General features: G+C 43.8%; 20 protein-coding genes and 1 pseudogene. 12 read left to right on the plus strand and 9 right to left on the minus strand.

Annotated elements, in window-relative coordinates; genetic code table 11:
* The first annotated feature begins 136 nt into the window (after positions 1-136).
* The 5 genes from A3IK_RS18145 (at position 137) to hflX (ending at position 6,377) form a co-directional block, all read left to right on the plus strand.
* On the plus strand, positions 137-1,777 hold the full coding sequence (locus A3IK_RS18145) for a S1C family serine protease (protein ID WP_020558112.1): 1,641 nt from the start codon (positions 137-139) through the stop codon (positions 1,775-1,777).
* Positions 1,778-3,751, plus strand: a complete 1,974-nt coding sequence (mutL, locus tag A3IK_RS0101105) for a DNA mismatch repair endonuclease MutL (protein ID WP_020558113.1) — start codon at positions 1,778-1,780, stop codon at positions 3,749-3,751.
* A complete protein-coding gene (gene miaA, locus A3IK_RS0101110) occupies positions 3,748-4,689 on the plus strand; it encodes a tRNA (adenosine(37)-N6)-dimethylallyltransferase MiaA (RefSeq protein WP_020558114.1) in 942 nt (313 codons plus the stop codon). The genes mutL and miaA overlap by 4 nt, the downstream gene beginning before the upstream one ends.
* Positions 4,690-4,836: 147 nt before the next feature.
* Entirely contained in the window at positions 4,837-5,064 is a 228-nt protein-coding gene (hfq, locus tag A3IK_RS0101115; RefSeq protein ID WP_020558115.1) for an RNA chaperone Hfq, read from the plus strand.
* Between the two features lie 23 nt (positions 5,065-5,087).
* The gene (gene hflX / locus A3IK_RS0101120; RefSeq protein WP_020558116.1) at positions 5,088-6,377 is read left to right on the plus strand and encodes a ribosome rescue GTPase HflX; all 1,290 of its coding nucleotides are present in this window, start codon (positions 5,088-5,090) and stop codon (positions 6,375-6,377) included.
* 43 nt (positions 6,378-6,420) lie between these two features.
* Here hflX and rho read toward each other — a convergent pair whose 3' ends face one another.
* Positions 6,421-7,680, minus strand: coding sequence for a transcription termination factor Rho (rho, locus tag A3IK_RS0101125; protein ID WP_020558117.1), 1,260 nt, complete (start codon positions 7,678-7,680; stop codon positions 6,421-6,423).
* Positions 7,681-7,971: 291 nt separating this feature from the next.
* Positions 7,972-8,304, minus strand: coding sequence for a thioredoxin TrxA (trxA, locus tag A3IK_RS0101130; RefSeq protein ID WP_020558118.1), 333 nt, complete (start codon positions 8,302-8,304; stop codon positions 7,972-7,974).
* A 203-nt stretch (positions 8,305-8,507) separates the two neighbouring features.
* Here trxA and A3IK_RS0101135 point away from each other — a divergent pair, with 203 nt between their 5' ends.
* Positions 8,508-9,212 carry a DUF3108 domain-containing protein gene (locus A3IK_RS0101135; protein ID WP_020558119.1) on the plus strand — a complete coding sequence of 235 codons (705 nt, stop codon included), beginning with the start codon at positions 8,508-8,510 and terminating at the stop codon, positions 9,210-9,212.
* Positions 9,213-9,337: 125 nt separating this feature from the next.
* Positions 9,338-9,577, plus strand: a complete 240-nt coding sequence (locus A3IK_RS0101140) for an HP1242/YdcH family protein (protein WP_020558120.1) — start codon at positions 9,338-9,340, stop codon at positions 9,575-9,577.
* A gap of 212 nt (positions 9,578-9,789) precedes the next feature.
* On the opposite strand, the gene gatC is transcribed toward A3IK_RS0101140, so the two are convergent.
* The 3 genes from gatC to gatA are packed head-to-tail and all read right to left on the minus strand — an operon-like array spanning position 9,790 to position 13,020.
* The gene (gene gatC / locus A3IK_RS0101145; protein ID WP_020558121.1) at positions 9,790-10,077 is read right to left on the minus strand and encodes an Asp-tRNA(Asn)/Glu-tRNA(Gln) amidotransferase subunit GatC; all 288 of its coding nucleotides are present in this window, start codon (positions 10,075-10,077) and stop codon (positions 9,790-9,792) included.
* A 3-nt stretch (positions 10,078-10,080) separates the two neighbouring features.
* Positions 10,081-11,517 (minus strand): Asp-tRNA(Asn)/Glu-tRNA(Gln) amidotransferase subunit GatB, encoded by a 1,437-nt coding sequence (gatB, locus tag A3IK_RS0101150; RefSeq protein ID WP_020558122.1) that lies wholly within the window; start codon positions 11,515-11,517, stop codon positions 10,081-10,083.
* Positions 11,518-11,529: 12 nt separating this feature from the next.
* On the minus strand, positions 11,530-13,020 hold the full coding sequence (gene gatA / locus A3IK_RS0101155) for an Asp-tRNA(Asn)/Glu-tRNA(Gln) amidotransferase subunit GatA (RefSeq protein ID WP_020558123.1): 1,491 nt from the start codon (positions 13,018-13,020) through the stop codon (positions 11,530-11,532).
* Between the two features lie 241 nt (positions 13,021-13,261).
* On the opposite strand from gatA, the gene A3IK_RS18150 reads away from it, so the two are divergent.
* Together A3IK_RS18150 and A3IK_RS18155 are read left to right on the plus strand one after the other, a co-directional pair.
* A complete protein-coding gene (locus A3IK_RS18150; RefSeq protein WP_020558124.1) occupies positions 13,262-13,597 on the plus strand; it encodes a UPF0175 family protein in 336 nt (111 codons plus the stop codon).
* Positions 13,597-14,073 (plus strand): PIN domain-containing protein, encoded by a 477-nt coding sequence (locus A3IK_RS18155; RefSeq protein WP_020558125.1) that lies wholly within the window; start codon positions 13,597-13,599, stop codon positions 14,071-14,073. The genes A3IK_RS18150 and A3IK_RS18155 overlap by 1 nt, the downstream gene beginning before the upstream one ends.
* Positions 14,074-14,155: 82 nt before the next feature.
* Here the strand turns inward: A3IK_RS18155 and A3IK_RS0101170 are convergent, their stop codons facing one another.
* Positions 14,156-14,713 (minus strand): Smr/MutS family protein, encoded by a 558-nt coding sequence (locus tag A3IK_RS0101170; RefSeq protein ID WP_020558126.1) that lies wholly within the window; start codon positions 14,711-14,713, stop codon positions 14,156-14,158.
* A gap of 67 nt (positions 14,714-14,780) precedes the next feature.
* Here A3IK_RS0101170 and surE point away from each other — a divergent pair, with 67 nt between their 5' ends.
* From surE to A3IK_RS0101185, 3 genes are all read left to right on the plus strand, one after another.
* Entirely contained in the window at positions 14,781-15,521 is a 741-nt protein-coding gene (surE, locus tag A3IK_RS0101175; protein WP_020558127.1) for a 5'/3'-nucleotidase SurE, read from the plus strand.
* A gap of 18 nt (positions 15,522-15,539) precedes the next feature.
* Positions 15,540-16,238 (plus strand): protein-L-isoaspartate(D-aspartate) O-methyltransferase, encoded by a 699-nt coding sequence (locus A3IK_RS0101180; RefSeq protein ID WP_020558128.1) that lies wholly within the window; start codon positions 15,540-15,542, stop codon positions 16,236-16,238.
* A 394-nt stretch (positions 16,239-16,632) separates the two neighbouring features.
* Positions 16,633-17,697, plus strand: a complete 1,065-nt coding sequence (locus A3IK_RS0101185) for a LysM peptidoglycan-binding domain-containing protein (protein WP_026220763.1) — start codon at positions 16,633-16,635, stop codon at positions 17,695-17,697.
* A gap of 64 nt (positions 17,698-17,761) precedes the next feature.
* Here A3IK_RS0101185 and A3IK_RS0101190 read toward each other — a convergent pair whose 3' ends face one another.
* From A3IK_RS0101190 to A3IK_RS19995, 3 genes and pseudogenes are all read right to left on the minus strand, one after another.
* The gene (locus A3IK_RS0101190) at positions 17,762-18,232 is read right to left on the minus strand and encodes a TlpA family protein disulfide reductase (protein ID WP_020558130.1); all 471 of its coding nucleotides are present in this window, start codon (positions 18,230-18,232) and stop codon (positions 17,762-17,764) included.
* A 246-nt stretch (positions 18,233-18,478) separates the two neighbouring features.
* On the minus strand, positions 18,479-21,541 hold the full coding sequence (locus A3IK_RS19990) for an IPTL-CTERM sorting domain-containing protein (RefSeq protein WP_020558131.1): 3,063 nt from the start codon (positions 21,539-21,541) through the stop codon (positions 18,479-18,481).
* Between the two features lie 127 nt (positions 21,542-21,668).
* A pseudogene (locus A3IK_RS19995) lies at positions 21,669-22,853 on the minus strand (cadherin domain-containing protein); the annotation flags it as partial.

Here is a 22,853-nt window from a genome sequence, read left to right on the forward strand (position 1 = left end):
ACCGATAACTTCATCTATGACTTGGTAATTTTCGTGATTTCGGGCTAATGTAGGGGCTAGGAATGACACAGGGATGTCACTCATTTTAAATTAAAAACTTTACTGGCTCCCGATAAGTTGATCTTAGGATTAAATAATGAAACTAAAATATATTGGCTATCTTACTGTATTCGGTCTAGGGCTTTTAACATCCAATCTTTATGCTGCTGCAAGCCCTACAAGCACCTCAGCTAAAAGTAACGCCAGCACGAGTGCTGAAATATTGGGGGGTGACGATAAGTCGACACAGGATCAGCGCCGCCTAATTAAGGATGCGGTGGTTCATGTTTATGTGGTCAAACACGCTTACGATACCTTATCCCCTTGGAACTCAGACACGCAAAAAGGCTCTGGTTCGGGTTTAATTATCGAGGGGGGCTTGATTCTTACCAATGCCCATGTTGCCGCTGATGCGACTTTTATTGAAGTTCAACGCCACGGTGAAACAGAGCGTCATGAGGCAGAGGTTGTGAATATCTCGCATGAGGCTGATCTGGCTTTATTACGTCCGAAAGATAAAACTATCTATAAGGATGTTAAACCCTTAGAGCTAGGCGACTTACCCAAAATGCAGCAGCCAATTGAAGTCTATGGCTTTCCTATTGGGGGTAATACCTTAAGCGTTACCCGTGGGGTAGTATCACGCATCGAAAAACAAGATTACGTGCATACTGGCGAAAACCTCTTAGCTGCTCAAGTCGATGCTGCGATTAACTTTGGTAATAGTGGCGGCCCCGTAGTCTCTAATGGCAAAGTGGTAGGGGTAGCCATGCAATCGGGGTTTTTAACCGAAAATATTGGTTATATGATCCCCACTCCGATCATTCGTCACTTTTTAGATGATATAAAAGATAAAAAAGTGAATGGCTTTGGTTTTCCGGGGTTTTTAGTACAGTCCATGGAAAACCCATCCATGCGTCGTAAATATAACTTAACACCAGAGCAAACGGGTGTATTAGTGTATAAGGTGTATTCTGATACGCCGGCGGCTAAAGATAATTTAATCCGCGAGGGCGATATTATTACCCAAGTCGATGGCTACTCTATCCAAAATAATGGCACCGTCGAATTTCGTCCGGGGGAGTATATTGATTATACTCACTATGTAGATCTACATCAGCTCGGTGAAGTGGTTAAATTCACGCTCTTACGCGACGCTAAACCTCAAGAGATTACTTTACTATTAGATCGTCCGGGCAAAGACTATTTGTTAGTCAAACCTCGGCAATACGATTTTCAGCCTACTTATGTGATTTATGGCGGCTTTGTGTTTATGCCTTTGAATCATAATATACTCCGTGCTCTAGACCCCGTACCCGTAGGACTTTCAGCACTCTCTCAAGAGCCACCCACTAAAGATCGCTCTGAGGTGGTGTTAATGACCAAAGTACTACCCGCAGATATTAATAAAGATTACCATCAGGCTAATAATGTAGTGATTACTAAAGTCAATGGTAAACCCATTAAAAACTTCCGTGAATTCTATGAGCAAATGGAAGCAAGTAATGATGAGTTTATTAAATTACAAGCCGATGATGGATTTCAGATCGTGATTGAGCGGGCTGAGGCAAAACGTAAGCAACCCGATATTTTATTGCGTTATGGTGTTAATGCTGATCGCTCTAAGGACTTGCTAAGTATAAAAGCTCCGACTAGCATGGCAGATACCAAGGCTGTCACGAGCGAAGCGCAAGTGACACCTCCCGAAAAAACCCCTGATAGCAAACCTAAGATCTAAATGACGATACGGCAACTACCTCCTCACTTAATCAATCAAATTGCAGCAGGTGAGGTGGTAGAGCGCCCTGCCTCTGTTATTAAAGAACTCGTCGAAAATGCCCTTGATGCTCACTCTACTCAGATCGATATTGATATTGAACAAGGTGGCCTTAAGCGGATTCGGGTACGTGATAATGGCTCCGGTATTCCTAAAGAGGAACTAGCCCTTGCACTAAGTCGCCATGCCACCAGTAAAATTTTTACTCTGGACGATTTAGAGCATATCCAAAGCCTCGGTTTTCGCGGTGAGGCTCTGCCTAGTATTGCCTCCGTATCGCGTTTAACCTTGCGCTCTAACTTTAACGAGGCGAATGAAGGCTGGCAAATCCAAGGGGATGGGCATGATATACTACAAGCCCCCGAACCCGCGCCGCATGCGGTAGGCACAACGGTTGATGTGGTGGATTTATTTTTTAATGTGCCCGCACGCCGTAAGTTCCTTAAAACCGAAGCTACTGAATTTCGTCATATTGAGGATATGGTCAAAAAGCTGGCGATGAGTCGTTTTGATATTGGCTTTCACCTGACCCATAACCAGAAAACTATTCTGCGTATTAAAGCCAGCGATGATGAAACGCCTCCAATAAAACGAATTAGTGAGTTATGTGGTTCACCTTTTGCCGAGCAAAGCCTCTATTTTGATCATGAGTTAGCAGGTTCACGTTTACGCCTTTGGGGTTGGTTAGGTTTGCCCACTTTTTCGCGTTCTCAAACCGATTTGCAATATCTGTATGTGAATGGGCGCTATATTCGGGATAAGTATGTCAATCATGCGATTAAACAAGCTTACCAAGATGTGCTCTATCATGGGCGTCATCCGGCTTATGTCTTATTCCTAGAATTAGAGCCGCAATGGGTAGATGTGAATGCCCACCCTACTAAACAAGAGGTGCGTTTTCGGGAGGGACGTTTAGTCCATGATTTTGTCCAGCAAACGATTAGCCAAGCCTTAGCCGATATTCGCCCCCAACATCAAACCCAACCGCAATGGAACACGCTAGACACCACGCAAGAGTCCGTCCCTTTACCGCAATCCTTAGCTGATTATGGTATTAATAGCGACAATAGTGACCCTGCTCATAGCTCCTATGACAAAACAGATTATGCGTCATATTCAGCGTCACCTCGCGCCTCACACAGCTCTAATCCGCCCTCCTTTGCTTATACGCCTACTTACTCCAGACAAGAGCGCCTAAGCCTACCTGTAAAAGAAACCATGCAGGCTTATCAACATTGGTTTCAGGACAGCGCGGAAACAGAGCTTAGCCATGAACAGACTACTATCAATCCCACTACTGCTACTTATGATGCGCTCAACTCCACTACCGCTGTGACTAATCTAGAGGATATACCTCCTTTAGGCTATGCCATTGCCCAATTACAAGGTATTTACATTCTGGCGCAAAATGCTCAAGGCCTGGTGATTGTAGATATGCATGCTGCTCACGAGCGTATTACCTATGAGCGCTTGAAACACAGTATGGGGCAAGACTCGATACGTTCCCAACCCTTGCTTGTACCTTTAAGCTTTAATGTGAGCAAAGCTGATGCTGATTTAGCTGATCAATATACGACCTTACTACAGGAATTAGGCTTTGAGATTAGTGTCATGGGGGTGGAAAAATTAGTCGTCCGCGCAGTACCAAGTTTACTAAAAGACAGCGACATTGAGCGCTTAGTGTGTGATGTGCTAGCTGATCTCAATACCTATGGCAATACAGTCCGAGTACAACAGGCGATTAATGAACTATTAGCAACCATGGCCTGTCACGGTGCGGTACGAGCTAATCGTGTCTTGACTCTCCCCGAAATGAATGCCTTACTGCGTGATATGGAACAGACCGAACGTAGTGGACAATGTAATCACGGGCGTCCTACTTGGACGCAAATGAGTTTGGCACAGATTGATAAATTATTTATGCGTGGACAATGACAACTCTCACCTCACCTCCAGCTATTTTTTTAATGGGGCCTACCGGCACAGGAAAAACGGATTTAGCCGTGGCGCTACGCCAACAACTACCCGTTGAAATTATTAGCGTTGACTCCGCACTGATTTATCAGGGTATGGATATTGGAACTGCCAAGCCGGATGCCGCCACACTTGTCCAAGCACCGCATCGTTTGATCGATTTTTTAGATCCCTCTCAGCCCTATTCCGCTGCTCAGTTTCGTGAAGATGCGCTGCGTGAAATGCAGGACATTACGGCTGCTGGACGTATTCCGCTGCTGGTAGGCGGTACAATGCTGTATTTTCGGGCTTTAGAGCATGGTTTATCCATATTGCCCGATGCTGATCCTGACATTCGCGCTCAACTTTTAGCTGAGGCGGAACAATTAGGTTGGCAAGCTTTACATAATCAATTGCGAACGATTGACCCGATTGCCGCCGCACGCATTCACCCCAATGATCCACAACGCTTACAACGAGCGCTTGAGGTATATCGTATTACAGGGAAATCTTTGACCGAGTTACAAAAGGCTACTCAACAGGATAAATGCCCGTATCGACTGCTTAAATTGGCACTTTTACCAAAAAATCGTGAATGGTTGCATGAACGGCTTGCACAAAGGTTCGACATCATGTTAGAAAACGGTTTATTAATCGAGGTTGAAAAGCTTTTTCGGCGTGGCGACTTAAGTTCTGCCCTGCCTGCTATACGTTCAGTGGGTTATCGTCAAATTTGGGAGCATCTTGAAGGTAAAATGGACTATAACACGATGCGCAATCGTGCTATTGTAGCCACGCGGCAGCTTGCAAAACGTCAAATAACTTGGTTACGCTCAGAGACTAATTTATATACTTACAGTCCTGAACAACCTAGCCTTCCATCGATTATTTATAACGTTTCGACGTTTATTGATAGATAAATGGATATGTCGGATAGACTGATGTTTTTACCCATCCTCAAAACTGGTAAGCTTTTAACCGTCGAAGCAATAAACGACTGGCTAATGTCTCCTGTTGACATTAGACCATAACAACCACAAACCCGAAGAAGACTTTAGGAGAAAAGCATGTCGAAAGGGCACACTTTACAAGAACCCTTCCTGAACGCACTGAGAAAGGAACGGATTCCGGTGTCTATTTACCTCGTGAATGGAATTAAATTACAGGGGCACGTCGAGTCATTTGATCAATTTGTAGTGCTTTTGGGTAACACTGTAAACCAACTGGTTTACAAGCACGCTATTTCAACCATTGTTCCTGCTCGTCCTATCAAACTTAATTTGGCTACCGAATAATAAATATGACGGCTTAATTTATAGTGGAATTATTTGAACGTCCTAGTGTGGGTGAGAATGCCATACTAGTTCAAATTAAATTATCCTCTGTTCAGCAGGCTCCTGACCCGCAGGAGTTTGCTGAGCTGGCTAGGTCTGCTGGTGCGGAGGTAATTACTATTCTCACCGGCTCCCGCCCTATGCCAGATCGGCGTTATTTTATTGGTGAAGGTAAAGCTGAGGAATTAAAAGCCTTAGTAACACTTCATCAAGCGGATTTAGTTATCTTTGATCACTCCCTCTATCCTGCTCAAGAGCGCAATTTAGAACGTTTATTGCAATGTCGGGTATTGGATCGCACGGGATTGATTTTAGACATATTTGCCCAGCGTGCGCGTAGTCATGATGGCAAATTACAAGTCGAACTCGCACAGCTCAAATACATGTCTACTCGCCTAGTTCGGGGTTGGACGCATCTTGAGCGGCAAAAAGGCGGGATTGGCTTACGAGGCCCTGGTGAAACACAGCTCGAAACGGATCGCCGTTTATTAGCTGAGCGTATTAAGCAAATTAATAAACGCCTAGAAAAAGTCCAAAATCAACGGGAGCAAGGACGTCAATCACGACGTAAAGCTTCGGTACCTACTGTGTCATTGGTTGGCTATACCAATGCGGGTAAATCGACTTTATTCAATACCTTAACCAAAGCCGATGTGTATGCAGCGGATCAACTCTTCGCCACACTAGACCCTACTCTACGCAGCTTAGTCTTACCTAATCAACAAGATATTATTTTAGTTGATACCGTGGGTTTTATTCGCAATCTGCCGCATGATTTAGTCGTCGCATTCCGCTCTACCTTACAAGAAACGGTTGAAGCTGATTTACTCTTACATGTAATTGATAGTCATGATGAACAGCGCGATATTTTTATTGAGCAAGTGAATCACGTCATTAAAGAAATCGGCGCGGAACACGTCCCTCAAATTGAAATCTATAATAAAATTGATTTAGCTAATCAAACACCTAGAATTGAGCCTGCGGATGGGATCAATCCGGTGCGAATTTTTATTTCAGCACAGCAAAACTTAGGTATTGATTTATTACTGGATTACTTGGGTAATTATTTTGCGACTCAAATCTTTACTGGTACGATTCACTTAGAAGCTCGCTATGCTAAATTACGCGCCCAATTATATAAAGAAGAGGCTGTAATCACCGAAACCATTAATAGCTTAGGTGATTATATATTAACACTAAAAATCGATCAGCCTTTATTAGATAGATTGCTTAAAGAGGCGGAATTAGATTTAACCGAGTTATTAGCAGAATAAAAAAGGCGCATGGAGCGCCTTTTTCACAGGTGCTCTTAGTCTATTAATTACGGCGCATGGTATCAAAAAACTCACTATTGACCTTAGTCTTAGAGAGTCTCTCAAATAAGAACTCCATTGCTTCCAATTCATCCATACTGTGTAAGAATTTACGCAAAATCCATAAGTTTTGTAATTCATCGGGCGTAGTTAATAGCTCTTCACGGCGCGTACCGGAGCGATTAATATTAATAGCAGGGAAAACACGTTTTTCAGCAATACGGCGATCTAAGTGAACCTCCATATTACCCGTACCTTTAAACTCCTCATAAATGACATCATCCATTTTAGAGCCGGTATCAATTAAGGCCGTCGCAATAATGGTAAGGCTTCCACCCTCTTCAATATTACGTGCCGCACCAAAGAAACGTTTAGGACGGTGTAAAGCATTAGCATCCACCCCGCCCGTCAATACCTTACCTGAGGAAGGTACAACCGTATTGTAGGCACGGGCTAGACGAGTAATGGAGTCTAGTAGAATCACGACATCCATTTTATGTTCGACTAAACGCTTAGCTTTTTCAATCACCATTTCCGCCACTTGTACGTGACGTGTTGCCGGCTCATCAAAGGTGGAAGAAACGACTTCACCCTGCACCATGCGCGACATTTCAGTCACCTCTTCAGGGCGCTCGTCGATGAGGAGTACAATGAGATAACAATCGGGGTAATTAGAGGTAATACTTTGGGCGATATTTTGTAGCATTAGGGTCTTACCCGCTTTGGGGGGGGCTATAATCAGACCACGCTGACCTTTACCAATGGGCGCTACAATATCAATCACCCGTGCTGTAATGTCCTCACTACTACCATTACCCCGCTCCATGCGGATTCGGTCCGTTGGGTGTAACGGGGTTAGGTTTTCAAAGAGGATTTTATTACGTGCATGCTCAGGAGCTTCCATATTAATGGTGTCTACTTTGAGCAAGGCAAAATAACGTTCACCCTCTTTAGGGGGACGTATTTTCCCCGTAACTGTATCACCCGTGCGTAAACCAAAGCGGCGAATTTGACTAGGTGATACGTAAATATCATCTGCCCCCGCCAAATAGCTTGAATCTTGAGAGCGCAGGAAACCAAACCCATCCTGCAATATTTCTAATACCCCATCGCCATAAATGTCCTCTCCATTTTGTGCGTGTGCTTTCAAAATGGCGAAGATAATATCTTGCTTACGTGCGCGGGAAACGCTGTCAAGCCCCATGGATTGAGCTAATTCAAAAAGCTCTGATGTAGGTGTCTTTTTTAATTCAGATAAGTTCATAGATGGAATAGATACGCTGAAGGCATATAAATTTAAGGGAGTACTTGTCCCCTGCTCAAGCTACTACTTAATTTAGTGAAGTAGAAATTTAATCAGAGTCTCAGTGAGCCTTACTATGCAATAGTAGTCTTGTAAGGTATAGGCACTATAAGAGAGCTTGGGACAAAACTGAAGAAAATAACCCAAGAAAAGGCTATTTGTCTAACGCTAACACGATTATCTATCGATGTCTAGTCAATTTATTGCAGAGGCAGAAATACCTAAAAGTATTTCTTGCCTCTTTAATCGTCATTATAAGTTTTGATTCAAAAATGCGACTAATTGCGTTTTAGATAAAGCGCCCATTTTAGTAGCCTCTACCTGCCCGTCTTTAAATAGCATTAAAGTAGGAATACCTCGAACACCATAACGACTAGGCGTGCTAGGATTACTGTCTATATCCAGTTTAGCTACCTTCATACGTCCCTGAAAATCTACGGCTATTTCATCTAAAACGGGGGCAATTGCTTTACAAGGCCCACACCACTCTGCCCAATAGTCCACTAAAACCGGAATATCAGACTTTAATACATCTTGCTCAAACGAAGCATCCGAAAGATGTACAATATGTTCATTTTCACCCACTGCTCATTCTCCATCTTGAGTTACACGCTCGTGTTAGCACCTTAAGTCTAGACTAGACTAGTTATATAGCACTCAGGTTATCTAACTGTCAGTACTATCTATTGATGATACACCCATTCAGCGACTCGTACTCGTCTATTGAACTATGACTTTCAACGATAGTCTAATACTATCATAAGGCCAAAAACCAAGGATATGCTACTATGCTAAGACCCCATTATTACTACGGTCTACTATTATTAAGTTTAAGCATCTACAGTACCCCTACCCTAGCAGAGCTAAGGTCGTATCAAGCTAGCTATCAAGTCGTTAAATCGGGACTTACCCTAGGGACTATGAATGCACAAGTCAATATCTCTGGGCCAAACTACACCTATACTCGCCAAACGCAAGCCAATGGTTTAGCAGCCGTATTAAGTGGTGATCGTTTAACCGAACAAGCCCAAGGCACCATAAAAGGCGCACAACTTCTACCCAAAAGCTATTTATATGATCATAAAAATAGACGCAAAGAACGGCGTGATCAGTTTCGGTTTACGTCGCCCACGGCTGTCGCCGGACAAAAGGATGGTAGTGCTTATCAATTAACGGTTCCTGCTGGCACCTTAGATCCATCGAGTATGGAGCTTAAATTGATGGATGATGTAGCGGCTAATCGCCCACTGAACTACCGTGTTACGGAAAAAGGTGGACTCAAAAACTATCAAATACAAAAACTGGGCAACGAAACCATCTCCGTACCTGCGGGACAGTTTAATACTGTTAAGGTACAAGTTGCTCGCAGTGGCAGTGAGCGCCAGACTACTTTTTGGTTAGCTCCAACATTAAATTATGCTCCCGTTAAAATGCTGCACAATGAAGAAGGCGATGTGATCGAAACGCAATTACTCAATTACAACGGACGTTAGATTAAGCTCGTCATCCCAACTAACTCCTAAAGGCTGATATAATATCCCTAGTTGAGGTAGGCGCAGGGGTCGTGTAACCTCTCCTGTTTAATATGCAACCTTTTTTATTTGTAGGAGTTAAATTTATGTTTGGTGAATCACATAACTTGGCAGATGAACTACCAGAGTTCAAAGATAAAATTTCTCAACTGAAAACCGAAAATAATCATTTTACTAAATTATTTGGTGAGTATGATGAGGTAGTACATCAACTACATCGAGTGGAGCAAGGCATTGAAGTCCATGCGGATGCAGTGGTGGAAGAGCTGAAACTGAAACGCTTACATTTAAAAGATGCGTTATACGATATGCTGAAAAAAGCTTAATCAGGTTTCAGCTAATAAGTAGATATGCCAAAGTAATCGAGTATTTCTGAAGCAGTCTTGGCGGCAAGGATGCCGCCTTGTAGCGTACAGGGATGTATTCACAGTGGCTGCGGAGGAAATACTCGGTTACTTTGGTTCAAGCACTTACACAATTAAGTCCTTTAGTGTTTTAAGCTAAAGGGCTTAATCATAATCAGGTCAACATTACAATCTTAATCAATAACCTGTGGGACTAAATACAAGCCATCCTCTACTTCTGGAGCAATCTTTTGGTATTCAGCCCGATGATTCGTTTCAGTGACCACGTCCTCACGTAGGCGTTGCAGCGCATCATGTGGATTAGCCAAGGGCAAAATCCCTGTGGTATCTACCGCCTCTAATTGATCCGCTAATACTAAAATATTGGATAAACTGTTGGCATACTCAGAGACTTTATCCTCTGATACCGCTAAACGGGCTAAATTAGCGACCTTTTTAACTTCATCAATTGAAATAGACATACATTACCCCGCCAATTTTTGCTTTAGAATATCATTGAGAGTCGCTGGGTTCGCTTTACCTTTTGACGCTTTCATGGCTTGTCCTACAAAGAAGCCAAAGACCTTGTCCTTACCGCTGCGATACTGTGCGACTTGTTCGGGATTGGCAGCAATGATTTCATCAATAATGGCTTCAATCGCGCTATTATCGGTAATCTGCTTTAAACCTTTCGCTTCAATCACACTATCGGCATCACCCTCGCCTTGCCACATAGCCTCTAATACATCTTTAGCCATTTTGCCGGAAATCGTATTGTCCTGAATGCGTTTTAGTAACCCTACCAATGCCTCTGCACTAATCGGTAGCTGCTCAAACGCTAGCTCAGCACGATTGAGCCGCGCGGCAACCTCACCATTCATCCAGTTAGCTGTCAGTTTGGCATCCCCTGAACCTTTAGCAACGGCTTCAAAGTACTCACCCTCCTCACGACTTTGTACTAAGAGTCCTGCATCATAAGCACTCAAACCATACTCGCTCATAAAACGCGCTTTTTTAGCATCCGGTAATTCCGGCAAGTCGGCACGCACCGCATCAATATCCGCATCGGTGATAAGAATAGGTAATAAATCAGGATCAGGGAAATAGCGGTAGTCGTTGACATCCTCTTTAGAACGCATAGAACGCGTTTCACCCTTATCAGGGTCAAACAGGCGTGTTTCCTGCACTAATAAATGCCCTTTACCCGCTTCAATTAAATCAATATGCCGGGCTACTTCGTGATGAATCGCGCGCTCAATAAAACGGAAGGAATTGAGGTTTTTAATCTCTACCCGCGTACCGAACGGTGTACCGGGTTTATGTACTGACACATTCACATCACAACGGAAGGAGCCTTCTTGCATATTGCCATCGCAAATACCTAAATAGCGTACTAGAGAGTGCATTTTTTTCACATAGGCGACGGCTTCTTTAGCACTGCGAATATCTGGCTCGGAGACAATTTCCAGCAGTGGTGTACTAGCACGATTTAAATCAATACCCGACTGATTAACAAAACCTTCATGTACCGATTTACCTGCATCTTCCTCTAAGTGAGCGCGTGTAATGCCAATGCGCTTAACCGTACCATCCTCCAGCTCAATATCTAACTGCCCTTTACCGACAATCGGGAATTCATACTGGCTGATTTGATAGCCTTTGGGTAAATCGGGATAGAAATAGTTTTTACGCGCAAATACCGAGTGCTTACCAATCTCTGCTCCTAAAGCCAGACCTAATTTAATACCAAACTCAACCGCTTTTTTATTGAGTACGGGCAAGGTGCCGGGCATCGCTAGATCTAGCAGGCTAGCTTGAGTATTGGGTTCGGCTCCGTAAGCGGTCGATGAACCCGAAAAAATCTTGCTATTGGTGGCTAATTGAGCATGAATCTCTAAGCCAATAACGGTTTCCCATTCCATGACTACCCCTCCTTATGCAAACTGTGCAGGCATACGGGTATGCCAATCAGTTAATTGTTGATATTGATGGGCAATGTTTAGGAGTCGTGCTTCATCAAAATAATTACCCACTAATTGCATCCCTACCGGCAAACCGCTTTGGGTAAAGCCCACCGGAATACTCATACCGGGCAAGCCTGCGAGACTCACCGGAATGGTATATAAATCCTCTAAATACATAGCGACGGGATCATTAACTTTTTCACCTAGCTTAAACGCAGCGGTAGGCGCACACGGCCCCATAATCACATCCACATCGTTAAAGGCTTGGACGAAATCATTTTTAATTAAACGCCGTACCTGCTGAGCTTTAATGTAATAGGCATCATAGTAGCCTGCGGACAAGGCATACGTACCAATCATAATCCGGCGCTTCACTTCCTCGCCAAAGCCTTCCGCGCGGGTGCGTTTATACATATCCGTTAAGTCTTGCGGATTATCACAACGAGCGCCATAACGCACTCCATCAAAACGGGATAGATTAGAAGAAGCTTCCGCTGGAGCAATAATGTAATACACCGGAACCGCTAAATGGCTATTGGGTAAATCGATTTCTTTGACCGTAGCGCCTTGTAACTCAAACGCTTTAATCGCCGCTTGAATAATGGTTGCGACCTCATTATTCAAACCTTCTGCAAAAAATTGCTTAGGCACACCAATGCGTAAACCTGTCAAAGGCTGATTTAAGGTAGCCGTATAATCGGGAACAGGCTCCGTGCTACAGGTCGAGTCGCGCTCATCCAAGCCCGCAATCGCATTTAAGGTTAGGGCGCAGTCCTCTGCACTCACCGCCATAGGGCCGCATTGATCAAGGCTAGAAGCAAAGGCAATCATGCCATAGCGTGAGACACGTCCGTAGGTCGGTTTAATGCCGGTAATACCGCAAAAAGAAGCTGGTTGACGAATCGAGCCTCCGGTATCACTCCCTAAGACCATAGGTGCTAATCGTGCCGCTACCGCCGCCGCACCGCCCCCTGATGAGCCACCAGGTACATACTCTGGATTCCACGGATTGCGTACACAACCATAAGCTGAGGACTCATTGGATGACCCCATGGCGAACTCATCCATATTATTCTTACCCAATAAAACGCCGCCGGCTTTTTTAAGCTGGGTGGTGACATGAGCATCGTAGGGAGAAATAAAATTATGCAGAATTTTCGAGCCGGAGGTCGTGAGTACACCCTCAGTGCAATATAAATCTTTTAAGGCATAGGGAATGCCTGCTAGCGGATTGCTCAGCTCACCCGCCCGAATACGATTATCAATAGTCACTGCACTGGCTAAAGCAGACTCTTTAGTGACCGTAATATAGGCATTAATTTCTGGCTCGAAGCGTTCAATACGCTCTAAGTAGGCTTGAGTCACTTCCATGACAGAAAACTGCCCCGAAGTAATCCCCTGATGTAGCGCCTTAATTGACAAGCTTGTCAATGCACCAGAGGTTGAGTCGGTATGAGACATGAATTTCTCCGTTGAGCGGGATGATGTTAGTTATACGATCAGGCGATTATTGTGATTAGCATGCCTGACTGCAATAGGATAAAGGTGAGGGATTATAACAGATGGGCAGTGGCTGCCACTAGATTAGACTTAATGACAATCAAACATACAGATCACCTAATTTTACCTACCTTACAATTAATTTTTCTCAAAGTTTACACGCTGCTATACTCTATTGTACCCGCAAAACGTAGTAAAAATCATGCACACTATTAGTATTCGTGAAATGCGCAATAATCCTTCTTATTTGACGCAATCCCTAGAACAAGATGAATATGTATTCATCACCAAACATGGTAAGCCTATTGGTATTGCCATCCCTCTCTCCGATGCAAACTTAACAATAGGACTCACCAAAGCGACCGCTCTACAAGCATGGCGTAGAGGCGATATTTCACTTGGTAAATTTGCCGAACTCGTGGAAATGAATAAAAACACACTGCGCCAAGTACTGACTCAGATGAATCTACCCACTATTGATTATAGTGAGCAGGAAGCATTACAAGAAGCCGACTTTCTACTAAGTGAGCAGTCGTAATGAGCCGTATTATTATCGCTGATAGCTCACCCTTAATAGCTCTGCTTAATATCGATCAGTTCCCTTTGCTCGAATATTTATTTGAGCAAATTATTATTCTTCAACAAGTCGCTGATGAGATTACGCGTGGAGAGAGTGAAAACTCGATTTGGTTTAATAAATTACAATCAGGTTATGTTCGGATAGAACCTTTAAAACCGGATGCACGCCTAGCTATTTTACTATTGCAAATTGACCCAGGTGAATCAGAAGCTATTTTATTGGCTGATCAACTCAAATTACCCTTGCTAATTGATGACCTCGCGGGGCGTAAAATGGCTCAAGACTTAGGGATCACTATCACCGGATTGGTAGGTGTTTTATTAGCGTTAAAACGCAAAAATGTACTACTCAATAAGCCTATGTTAGAGATAGTAGCTGATTTAGAGCAGGTTAACTTTAGAATTAGTAAACCATTAAAGCAGTTATTGCTATAAGTACTAGGCAACAGTAATCGGGTATTTCTATGTCAGGCTTGGCAGCAGGGATGCAATCTCTCCCTGTGCCTCTGCTCGTGTCTCACTTAGCCTTTAACAACACATACACCGCTCCCGTTCCCCCATCTACCGGACGTGCTGAGTGATAGGCCAGTACGCGATCATGTTGATGTAACCACCGGCTGATTTTGATTTTTAATACCGGGCCTTGATTGGTGGAGCGATTGCCTTTGCCATGAATAATGCGTACACATTCACCTTGGCGTGGGTGTGCGGTTTGTAAGAAAAAGTATAAGTACTGTCGGGCTTGCTCTACATTAAAGCCGTGTAGATCGATTTCACTCGCTACCCGATAGCCACCGCGCTTGAGTTTTAAAAATACGCGCTGCTGAATCCCACCTCGGCAATAGCTCAATACATCACCGGGCTGCATATCACTAGGGTCATACTCATCAGAAAACATATCAATCAATACTTGTTTTTCATCCTCAATGCTTTTCATCGGTATTGGGCGCGGTTTTTTTGTATAATGAACCACTTGATTAGTAGCTTGTAAGGGTGTGACATCTTTCACCCACTCACGAAAAAGGGCTATATCATCAGCACTGTCGGGCTGAGGTTTGGGTTTTAGACTAAACATCTACGTGGCTCCCGACTGATTAGTGGCCTATGGGCCTATATAAACATTAATAAAACGCTTAGTACCTATGAATATTCTACTTAGTAATGATGATGGTTTTTTAGCACCCGGCATTAACTTATTACGTAAGGCCTTAATGGAGACTCATCATGTCATCACCGTGGCACCTGATCGAGATCGTAGTGGTGCTAGTAATTCTCTCACACTGGAAAATCCCCTGCGTTTAACCCGTCAAAGTGTGGATTTTTACAGTTTAAACGGTACACCTACTGATTGTGTTCATTTGGCTTTAACCGGATTATATACAGATCCACCAGATATTGTGATTTCTGGTATTAATGCCGGAGCCAATCTAGGCGATGATGTCTTATATTCTGGCACCGTAGCGGCTGCGATGGAGGGGCGTTATTTGGGGTATCCCTCGATTGCCGTTTCTATGGCACATCATCAGCCTAAATATTTTGAAACAGCGGTTCAAGCTGTATTGGCATTACTGCCCAAAATACCCGACTATCCAGAGGACTGTATGATTCTGAATGTGAATGTACCCGATTTACCATGGGCACAAATTAAGGGATTTCAAGTTACGCGTCTGGGTCAACGCCATCGCGCAGAGCCTGTGATCCATTTACAAGACCCCCGTGGACGCGATATTTATTGGATTGGCCCTCCGGGTAAAGAACAAGACGCCGGTGAAGGCACTGACTTTTATGCAGTACGCAATGGTTATATTTCGATTACGCCCTTGCACAGTGATCTCACCCGCCATCGTGCCTTAGTGGGTACAGAACAATGGCTAAACACTTAATAGGCTCTAGGAGAGGGCATGTATAATCGTAACCTTGATATAAAAGGCAGTGGTATGACTTCACAGCGTACCCGCAACCGTTTGGTACAACTATTACGAAACAAGGGTATCGAGGATGAGGCGGTCTTACATATGATTAGTAAAGTACCGCGTCATTTGTTTGTAGATGAAGCCCTCTCTATTCGAGCCTATGAAAATAACGCGCTCCCGATTGGTTATGGTCAGACGATTTCTCAACCTTATATTGTGGCGCGGATGACTGAGCTGGCTCTAAAAACTGAGTTGCCATTGAATAAAGTTTTAGAAGTAGGGACAGGCTCTGGTTATCAAGCGGCCGTATTAGCCCCCTTTGTGAAAGAGTTACATACAGTAGAGCGTATTCAACCTTTATACATGAGTACTAAACAACTGCTACGCGAATTAGGCTATCGTAATATTCGGGCAGTACTCAGTGATGGCAGTTGGGGCTTAGCTAAAGAAGCGCCTTTTGATGCTATTGTAGTGACGGCGGCTCCCGAACAGGTGCCAGCGGCCTTATTGGAACAATTAGCCGAAAAAGGACGCTTAATTATTCCTGTAGGCCAGCAAGGTTCCGCCCAAGCATTGCAGGTGATTACCCGCCATACCGAGCAAGACTATGAAACTCATATTTATGAACCCGTGCAGTTTGTACCCTTAATTCGTGATACGAGTACATCATCCTCTACAACTTCTTAAGAAAGCTATAAAAATCGAACTTTTTGCCATTTTACTGGCCTATGTATAGCAGCTTAATTCAGGCCAACTTCAGCTAAATTGGTAGATGGTATAGTTTTTAGTCATTGTGGCTAAATCAGTGTTAGCTGAATAAATCCACCTAGGGAATGCTTGATTCCAAAACCTAGAGCAGACATTATCATGGCTCAAAGGCGAATTAAGTTTGATGGGCGCTTAATAGATTGGGAATTTGATTAGAAGTCGGATAAGGCTGTTGGTGTTTTTACCGATTTTGCAACCTAGCTACTGCTTAGTTAGCGGGTCATTTGTATCTAACGGGCTGTTAAAGTATCAATCACTTCTTGCTGTAGTCGCCACTCCCTATTCCTTGATTTTATTATTACAGGTATCATCCATGAACAGACAACTCAAAGCAACAATTACAGTGTCACTAGCGGGTATAGTGAGCGCGGCATGTGCCCCTCAAAATGATAGCTATTTGGTGACTTCCAATGCACCTCCACCTAAAGTCTATAGCTATACCGCTGCAGCAGCTCAGAGTGATAAAACACCTGTCACCCACTCACATAGTGGTAAGGTACATACTCATCTATTACCGCCTAGTGGTATTATTCATACTCATGTGGCTCCCGTGCGTACTAGTGCTCCAACGGCGGTGACTCGTACTAATGCGACAGTTGTTCAACCTGTTTATCGTCCTGCACCTGTCGTTCAATATTACCCAACGCCTACTCCTGCACCACGCTATGCGCCGGCACCCGTACCGCGTTACACACCTGCTCCAGCACCACGTTATACACCTGCTCCAGCACCGCGTTATACGCCAGCTCCTGCACCACGTTATACGCCAGCACCGCCTCCAGCACCACGCTATACGCCAACACCGGCACCACGTTATACGCCAGCACCGCGTTATACGCCTCCAGCACCTCAGCCTAGTTACAACTATACTCCCGCTCCGCAACCCACCGCTGATACCTATACCGGATCTACTGCTACTTATGATTACAGTGGGGTAGGTGACTACAACAGCACTAGTTCTACTACGACCTCTGCGAGTACTAATTACAGCAGCACCTTACCGGCTACTACGGCTAGCAATACGAATGATAGCTACTACTCTTATGGTAGTACGGCCTCTAGTGACGATTACTACAACTACACCAAACCTAAGGCTCAGCCGCAATCTAGCACCACGCCGAGTTATGCTTATGACTATAGCACTGGCAGTGCATCCTCTAGCTCTGGCAGCTATAGCGACTACAGCATTAGCCCGCTAAAAGGCAACACAACCTCGTCTAGTTCTGCAGGTGGCAGCGGTTATACCGTACAGCGCGGCGATACCGTATTCCAAGTGATGCGTAATACTGGGGTTTACTGGAAGGATATTATTCGTCTTAACAATCTACAAGGGCCTGATTATACAATTAAACCCGGTCAGACCTTGGTATTAAAATAAGAGCTTGGAGCATGAATGAGACTCAGCTAGCGGGACTAGCTGAGTTAAGACTTAAGGTAATGAATTACCTATTACTCAGATAGCGTTGTAACTGCTGTGCGGTGATTGCGCCCATATGAGTATCCACAATTTCCCCCTTAGGCGAAATAATATAAGTGGTGGGAACGCCATAGATTAATCCTAATGCAAACATGGTGCTATCTTGTGTCGGTGCAACCAGATAGTTAATACCCCGTTGACGCACAAACTGTTTCATTTGCGCTATGGGCGTTTCACCTACATCTAATCCTAATACCACGGCTGTATTGCGATAACGCTGTGCAACACCCTTTAGTACCGGAATTTCTTGTATACAAGGACTACAGTCCTTAGACCAATAATTTACAATCACCCATTTGCCACGATAATCAGATAAACGATGCGGTTTACCATCTAGATCTTGAAAGGAAAAATCGGCTGCTACTTGCCCCGCTGCATTTACTACAGAACAAAACATTAATACTAAACAACCTACAACCCATTTCATTTTATTCATTCTGAATCCTCAATCTAATGCGATACACCACTGCATTTCAACTACTACGGTCACAAACCGACTGTATGTACCTGAAGCAACCCAGTAGACAGCAGTGTCCTAACGAGTTTTGCCAACAGCAAAGGCTGAATGCTCTAGCAGAGTAGGCTAAATTTAGCGTTCTTGGATTGCAAGTGGTATTTAAACGACAAGCACCATAATGGCACTTGTCGTTTTTCTTTTATGATCAATATTTTATCAGTCAAACTAATTTTTTGATCTCAGACGCACTAACGCTAAGCCACCTAAAATCAGCGACAGTAAAATTTGACCCCATTGCGATAAAGTAGGTACGGGTTTTAAGGTGCCATCGGGTTGAATGGTTCCTTGTAGATAATCAGGAATACCATTTTTATCACTATCCAAGGCATCTGTTGGACTACCATCGCCATTAGGATCAGGAGACTCCTGTTTAGTAGGCGTACCATCATTATCATCGTCTGGATCTAAGTAGTCAGGTATGCCATCACCATCGGTATCATCATCCTCTGGAGTACCCTTATTATAATTTTCGTACTTAGTTAAGACGCTGTCATTATCATCATCATTATCCAGTGCATTGATTTTGCCATCACCATCCGTATCAATAGGGGCACCTGGATTGGGGCCTACTTCTGCCTTATCCCCAATACCATCACCATCACTGTCTGGATTATTAGGGTCGGTTCCTATTAGAGCCTCTTCCTTATCGGTTAAGCCGTCCTTATCACTATCGGTATCGTCTGGCGTATCGTCTTTAGGATCCAGATAATCCGGTATACCATCACCATCCTTATCTTTGGCATCACTTGGATTACCATCGCCATTAGGATCAGGATTTTCTGAAGTAGTGGCTAGGCCATCACCATCATCATCCGTATCTAAGTAGTCAGGTTTACCATCACCATCCGTATCATCATCGGCAGGTGTACCACCATTATAATTTTCATTCTTAGTCAAGATGCCGTCATTGTCGTCATCAGGATCTAGCGCATCGATATTACCATCACCATCGGTATCAGTAGGTGTATTTAGATTAGGACCTACCTCTGCCTTATCCCCAATACCATCGCCATCACTGTCTGGATTATTAGGATCGGTTCCTATTAGAGCCTCTTCCTTATCGGTTAAGCCATCTTTATCAGTATCAAGATTACTATCATCTGTAGCATCTAGATAATCAGGAACACCATCTTTATCACTATCCAAGGCATCTGTTGGACTACCATCGCCATTAAGATCAGGGGACTCCTGATTAGTAAGCTTGCTATCACCATCATCGTCGGTATCTAGGTAATCAGGCTTACCATCACCATCGGTGTCATCATTTTCGGGTGTGCCACCATTATAGTTTTCGTACTTAGTCAACACGCCATCATTATCATCGTCCGTGTCTAAGTAGTCAGGCTTACCATCACCATCGGTGTCATCATTTTCGGGTGTGCCGCCATTATAATTTTCGTTCTTGGTCAATACGCCATCATTATCATCGTCCGTGTCTAAGTAGTCAGGCTTACCATCACCATCGGTGTCATCATTTTCGGGTGTGCCGCCATTATAATTTTCGTTCTTGGTCAATACGCCATCATTATCATCGTCCGTGTCTAAGTAGTCAGGCTTACCATCACCATCGGTATCATTAGAAATCGGCGAGCCACCATTATAATTCTCATTTTTCGTTAGGATGGTGTCATTATCATCATCATCATCTAAGGCATTGATAATGCCATCACCATCACTATCAATAGGATTATTCAGATCTGGTCCGACCTCATCCTTATCATTAATACCATCACCATCACTATCGGGATTATTAGGATTAGTGCCTAACTTTTTCTCCTCAGAATCTTTTAGGCCGTCACCATCCGTATCGGGATCGGAAGTAGGTACACACACAGAAGGTTTAACAATAGGACAACCATAATTACCCGCATAGTTATTATCGCTATAGGTTCCCCAACCTAGATTGGTAAACTGGTTACCAGGTCCTGTATTTGCGGAATTGGGTAATTGATTAAATAAGTCATCATTCTCCATGAGCTGGATCGCACCCACCTCACAGCTACCTGAATTCTTAAAGCTAAAGACCTCTATAGGCTTATTCGCTTGCCAAGGGAAAGACTGGTTATCAGTCGTATTAAAGGTCAAAGAAAAATAATCACTAGTCGGTACTTCGGTAGGGCTTCTTATTGTAGAACCTACGACCCATTCCACATTAGCTATCGCAGACTGTAGATCACTAATAGCAAATTGATCAACTGCTTGAGCAGCATGAGGTACTTTTAAAGTAACCTGACCAGTGAGACTTAAATTATTCGGAGTAGGCGTACTGCCCGGATACATATACACCCGATACCGGCTGGCTGACTCATCATAATCAACTCGATAATACAACGAGTTAGCAGCGACCGTCGTCGGTGCGGTAGGGCAAGAACCTACAGAATTATCAATGGTTACATAAACAGTAGCGGTCGCACTTCCACCCTTACCATCTGAAATAGTATAAGTGAAAGAATCCGATGTAGCTGATGTAGAACCTGGCGTATAAATTAAATTATTGCCATTTTGAGTGACTGTCCCTGAAGCACCTTGAGTAAACTGTGAAATAGTCAAAGTATCTCCATCAGGATCAGTGTCATTCACCAATACACTAATAGTACCTGGCTCACCCGGTTTAACCGTTAAACTATCATCCATAGCACTGGGGGTTTTATTGGGATTGGTATTACCATTATCACAAATGGCGGCCGTACCATAATTCCCCAAATAACTATTATCAATGACTTCAGGATCGGCTAACCAACCAATATTGGCAAATTGGTTACCCGGATTCGTCCCTACTGAGTTACCACCATTGGGTGCATTGAAAGGATCGGTATTATTATTCATTAACTCAACCGCGCCCAAACAAGCGCCGGAGTTTTTGAAATTAAATACTTCTAACTCTTGACCTGCTACCCAAGAAAAAGCTTGTGGGTTGGTAATCGTGGCAGTGAAAGATAGATAATCAATATCTGTCGCTTCGCTTGGCGCACGCACCGTAGAGCTATTCGACCAGAAAATGCCCGATACCGTAGAGGTTACATTCGCAGGAGCAAAACGTTCGGTTGTACTCGAAGAATGTGGCGCTCTAATAGTAACTTGTGAAGACAAAGTCAAGTTCCGACTAGGAATCGTAGTAGGACGCATAATAACACGATATAACTGAGCTGTACTGTCCCAACGGATAGTATACTCCACACCCTCAGTAGTAGTCCCCGCAAATGCCATACTGCTGACTTGGGTCAGCATTAGCAAAACAAAACCTCTTATTACAGCGTGGCCATTTATTTTTTTCATTATTAATTACCGCTTTTTTCTTAGCCATTCAAACTCAAAGAAGGGAGGGCAGCTCCTTAGCTGCCCCCCCCTTTCGTCATTACTTCGGCAATTGCTCGTTAATGACATAGTTAGCACTGAAGGTAGAGTTACCTGGGTGCATCAGAACGTTACCTAAGAGTAAGTTAACATCGTTACTTGGACCTGCGAAGATGGTAATACCATCCATAGTCAGATCACCTAACCGATAACCATTTAGGCGATAGTTCGTACTCACCGTAGTATTACCTGCTGCTAACAGCACATTACCTAAGATGCTACTGGTATCATTATCAGGACCTTGTGCAATGATAGCGTAGGCACTATTAGCGTGATCATTGGCATTACCCGCCCACATTAGAGCTGTACTACCTGAGGTGATACGCGCATTAGCACCATACGTAATCATTGCAGGATCAGTGAAGTCTACCAGCGTTGGTGTTACTGATAAGCCAATACCGGTATTAGTCATGATACCCATGTGGTTACGATGACGTACTGCGACATAGTAGCCTGCACTAGGTACACCACTCATACGTAATACATCGGAACCAGTAGCAGCATCGACCACATCACCATCACGTTGTACTAAACCTGCAATCGTTTTAATCACAGTTTTAGGTTGTGTGAAGTCACGTAACTCAACGAGTACCCAATCCACTACTGCATCATTGCCAGATACCGCCAATACAGAAGGTGCTGCTACTTCAGTACCACTGTGGCGATAAGACAGGTTGCCATATGGTTGGTTGCTTGGCACCAAGGACAATGTCCTTAATGTATCCGCCATCATACTGTCGGCACTACTATAGGCACCTTGCAGCATCACTTTGACTTTAAGAGCTACAGAGTCTGCTACGGCATCCAAGTAGTCTGGTATACCATCACCATCACTATCTAGAGCATCTGAAGGATTGCCATCACCATTCGCATCTGGTGATTCATTGATAGTCAATATCTTATCATTGTCATCATCAGGATCTAAGTAGTCTGGTATACCATCCTTATCACTATCATCATCTACGGGGGTACCACCATTGTAGTTCTCATTTTTAGTGAGGATACCGTCATTATCATCATCAGTATCTAAGACGTCTGGTGTACCATCTTTATCAGTATCAAGTGGTGCGGCTGGATTAGCGCCAACTTCTGTACCATCCGGCACACCATCACCATCCGTATCTGGATTTAATGGATTAGAACCAATAGCCGTTTCATCTTTAGTCAGTACACCGTCTTGATCATC

The organism is Thiofilum flexile DSM 14609 (genome assembly GCF_000380185.1).
In the GTDB taxonomy this organism is placed as follows: Bacteria; Pseudomonadota; Gammaproteobacteria; order Thiotrichales; family Thiotrichaceae; genus Thiofilum; species Thiofilum flexile.

Excerpts from the sequence above, each read along its gene's own strand:
- A3IK_RS18155 (WP_020558125.1), top strand. The coding sequence starts at position 13,597 with ATGAGCCGTATTATTATCGCTGATAGCTCACCCTTAATAGCTCTGCTT.
- A3IK_RS0101185 (WP_026220763.1), top strand. The coding sequence starts at position 16,633 with ATGAACAGACAACTCAAAGCAACAATTACAGTGTCACTAGCGGGTATA.
- A3IK_RS0101135 (WP_020558119.1), top strand. The coding sequence starts at position 8,508 with ATGCTAAGACCCCATTATTACTACGGTCTACTATTATTAAGTTTAAGC.
- A3IK_RS18145 (WP_020558112.1), top strand. The coding sequence starts at position 137 with ATGAAACTAAAATATATTGGCTATCTTACTGTATTCGGTCTAGGGCTT.
- mutL (WP_020558113.1), top strand. The coding sequence starts at position 1,778 with ATGACGATACGGCAACTACCTCCTCACTTAATCAATCAAATTGCAGCA.
- gatC (WP_020558121.1), bottom strand. The coding sequence starts at position 10,077 with ATGTCTATTTCAATTGATGAAGTTAAAAAGGTCGCTAATTTAGCCCGT.
- A3IK_RS19990 (WP_020558131.1), bottom strand. The coding sequence starts at position 21,541 with ATGCTGACCCAAGTCAGCAGTATGGCATTTGCGGGGACTACTACTGAG.
- gatA (WP_020558123.1), bottom strand. The coding sequence starts at position 13,020 with ATGTCTCATACCGACTCAACCTCTGGTGCATTGACAAGCTTGTCAATT.
- A3IK_RS0101180 (WP_020558128.1), top strand. The coding sequence starts at position 15,540 with ATGTATAATCGTAACCTTGATATAAAAGGCAGTGGTATGACTTCACAG.
- rho (WP_020558117.1), bottom strand. The coding sequence starts at position 7,680 with ATGAACTTATCTGAATTAAAAAAGACACCTACATCAGAGCTTTTTGAA.
- gatB (WP_020558122.1), bottom strand. The coding sequence starts at position 11,517 with ATGGAATGGGAAACCGTTATTGGCTTAGAGATTCATGCTCAATTAGCC.
- A3IK_RS0101170 (WP_020558126.1), bottom strand. The coding sequence starts at position 14,713 with ATGTTTAGTCTAAAACCCAAACCTCAGCCCGACAGTGCTGATGATATA.
- surE (WP_020558127.1), top strand. The coding sequence starts at position 14,781 with ATGAATATTCTACTTAGTAATGATGATGGTTTTTTAGCACCCGGCATT.
- hfq (WP_020558115.1), top strand. The coding sequence starts at position 4,837 with ATGTCGAAAGGGCACACTTTACAAGAACCCTTCCTGAACGCACTGAGA.
- A3IK_RS18150 (WP_020558124.1), top strand. The coding sequence starts at position 13,262 with ATGCACACTATTAGTATTCGTGAAATGCGCAATAATCCTTCTTATTTG.
- A3IK_RS0101190 (WP_020558130.1), bottom strand. The coding sequence starts at position 18,232 with ATGAATAAAATGAAATGGGTTGTAGGTTGTTTAGTATTAATGTTTTGT.
- A3IK_RS0101140 (WP_020558120.1), top strand. The coding sequence starts at position 9,338 with ATGTTTGGTGAATCACATAACTTGGCAGATGAACTACCAGAGTTCAAA.
- miaA (WP_020558114.1), top strand. The coding sequence starts at position 3,748 with ATGACAACTCTCACCTCACCTCCAGCTATTTTTTTAATGGGGCCTACC.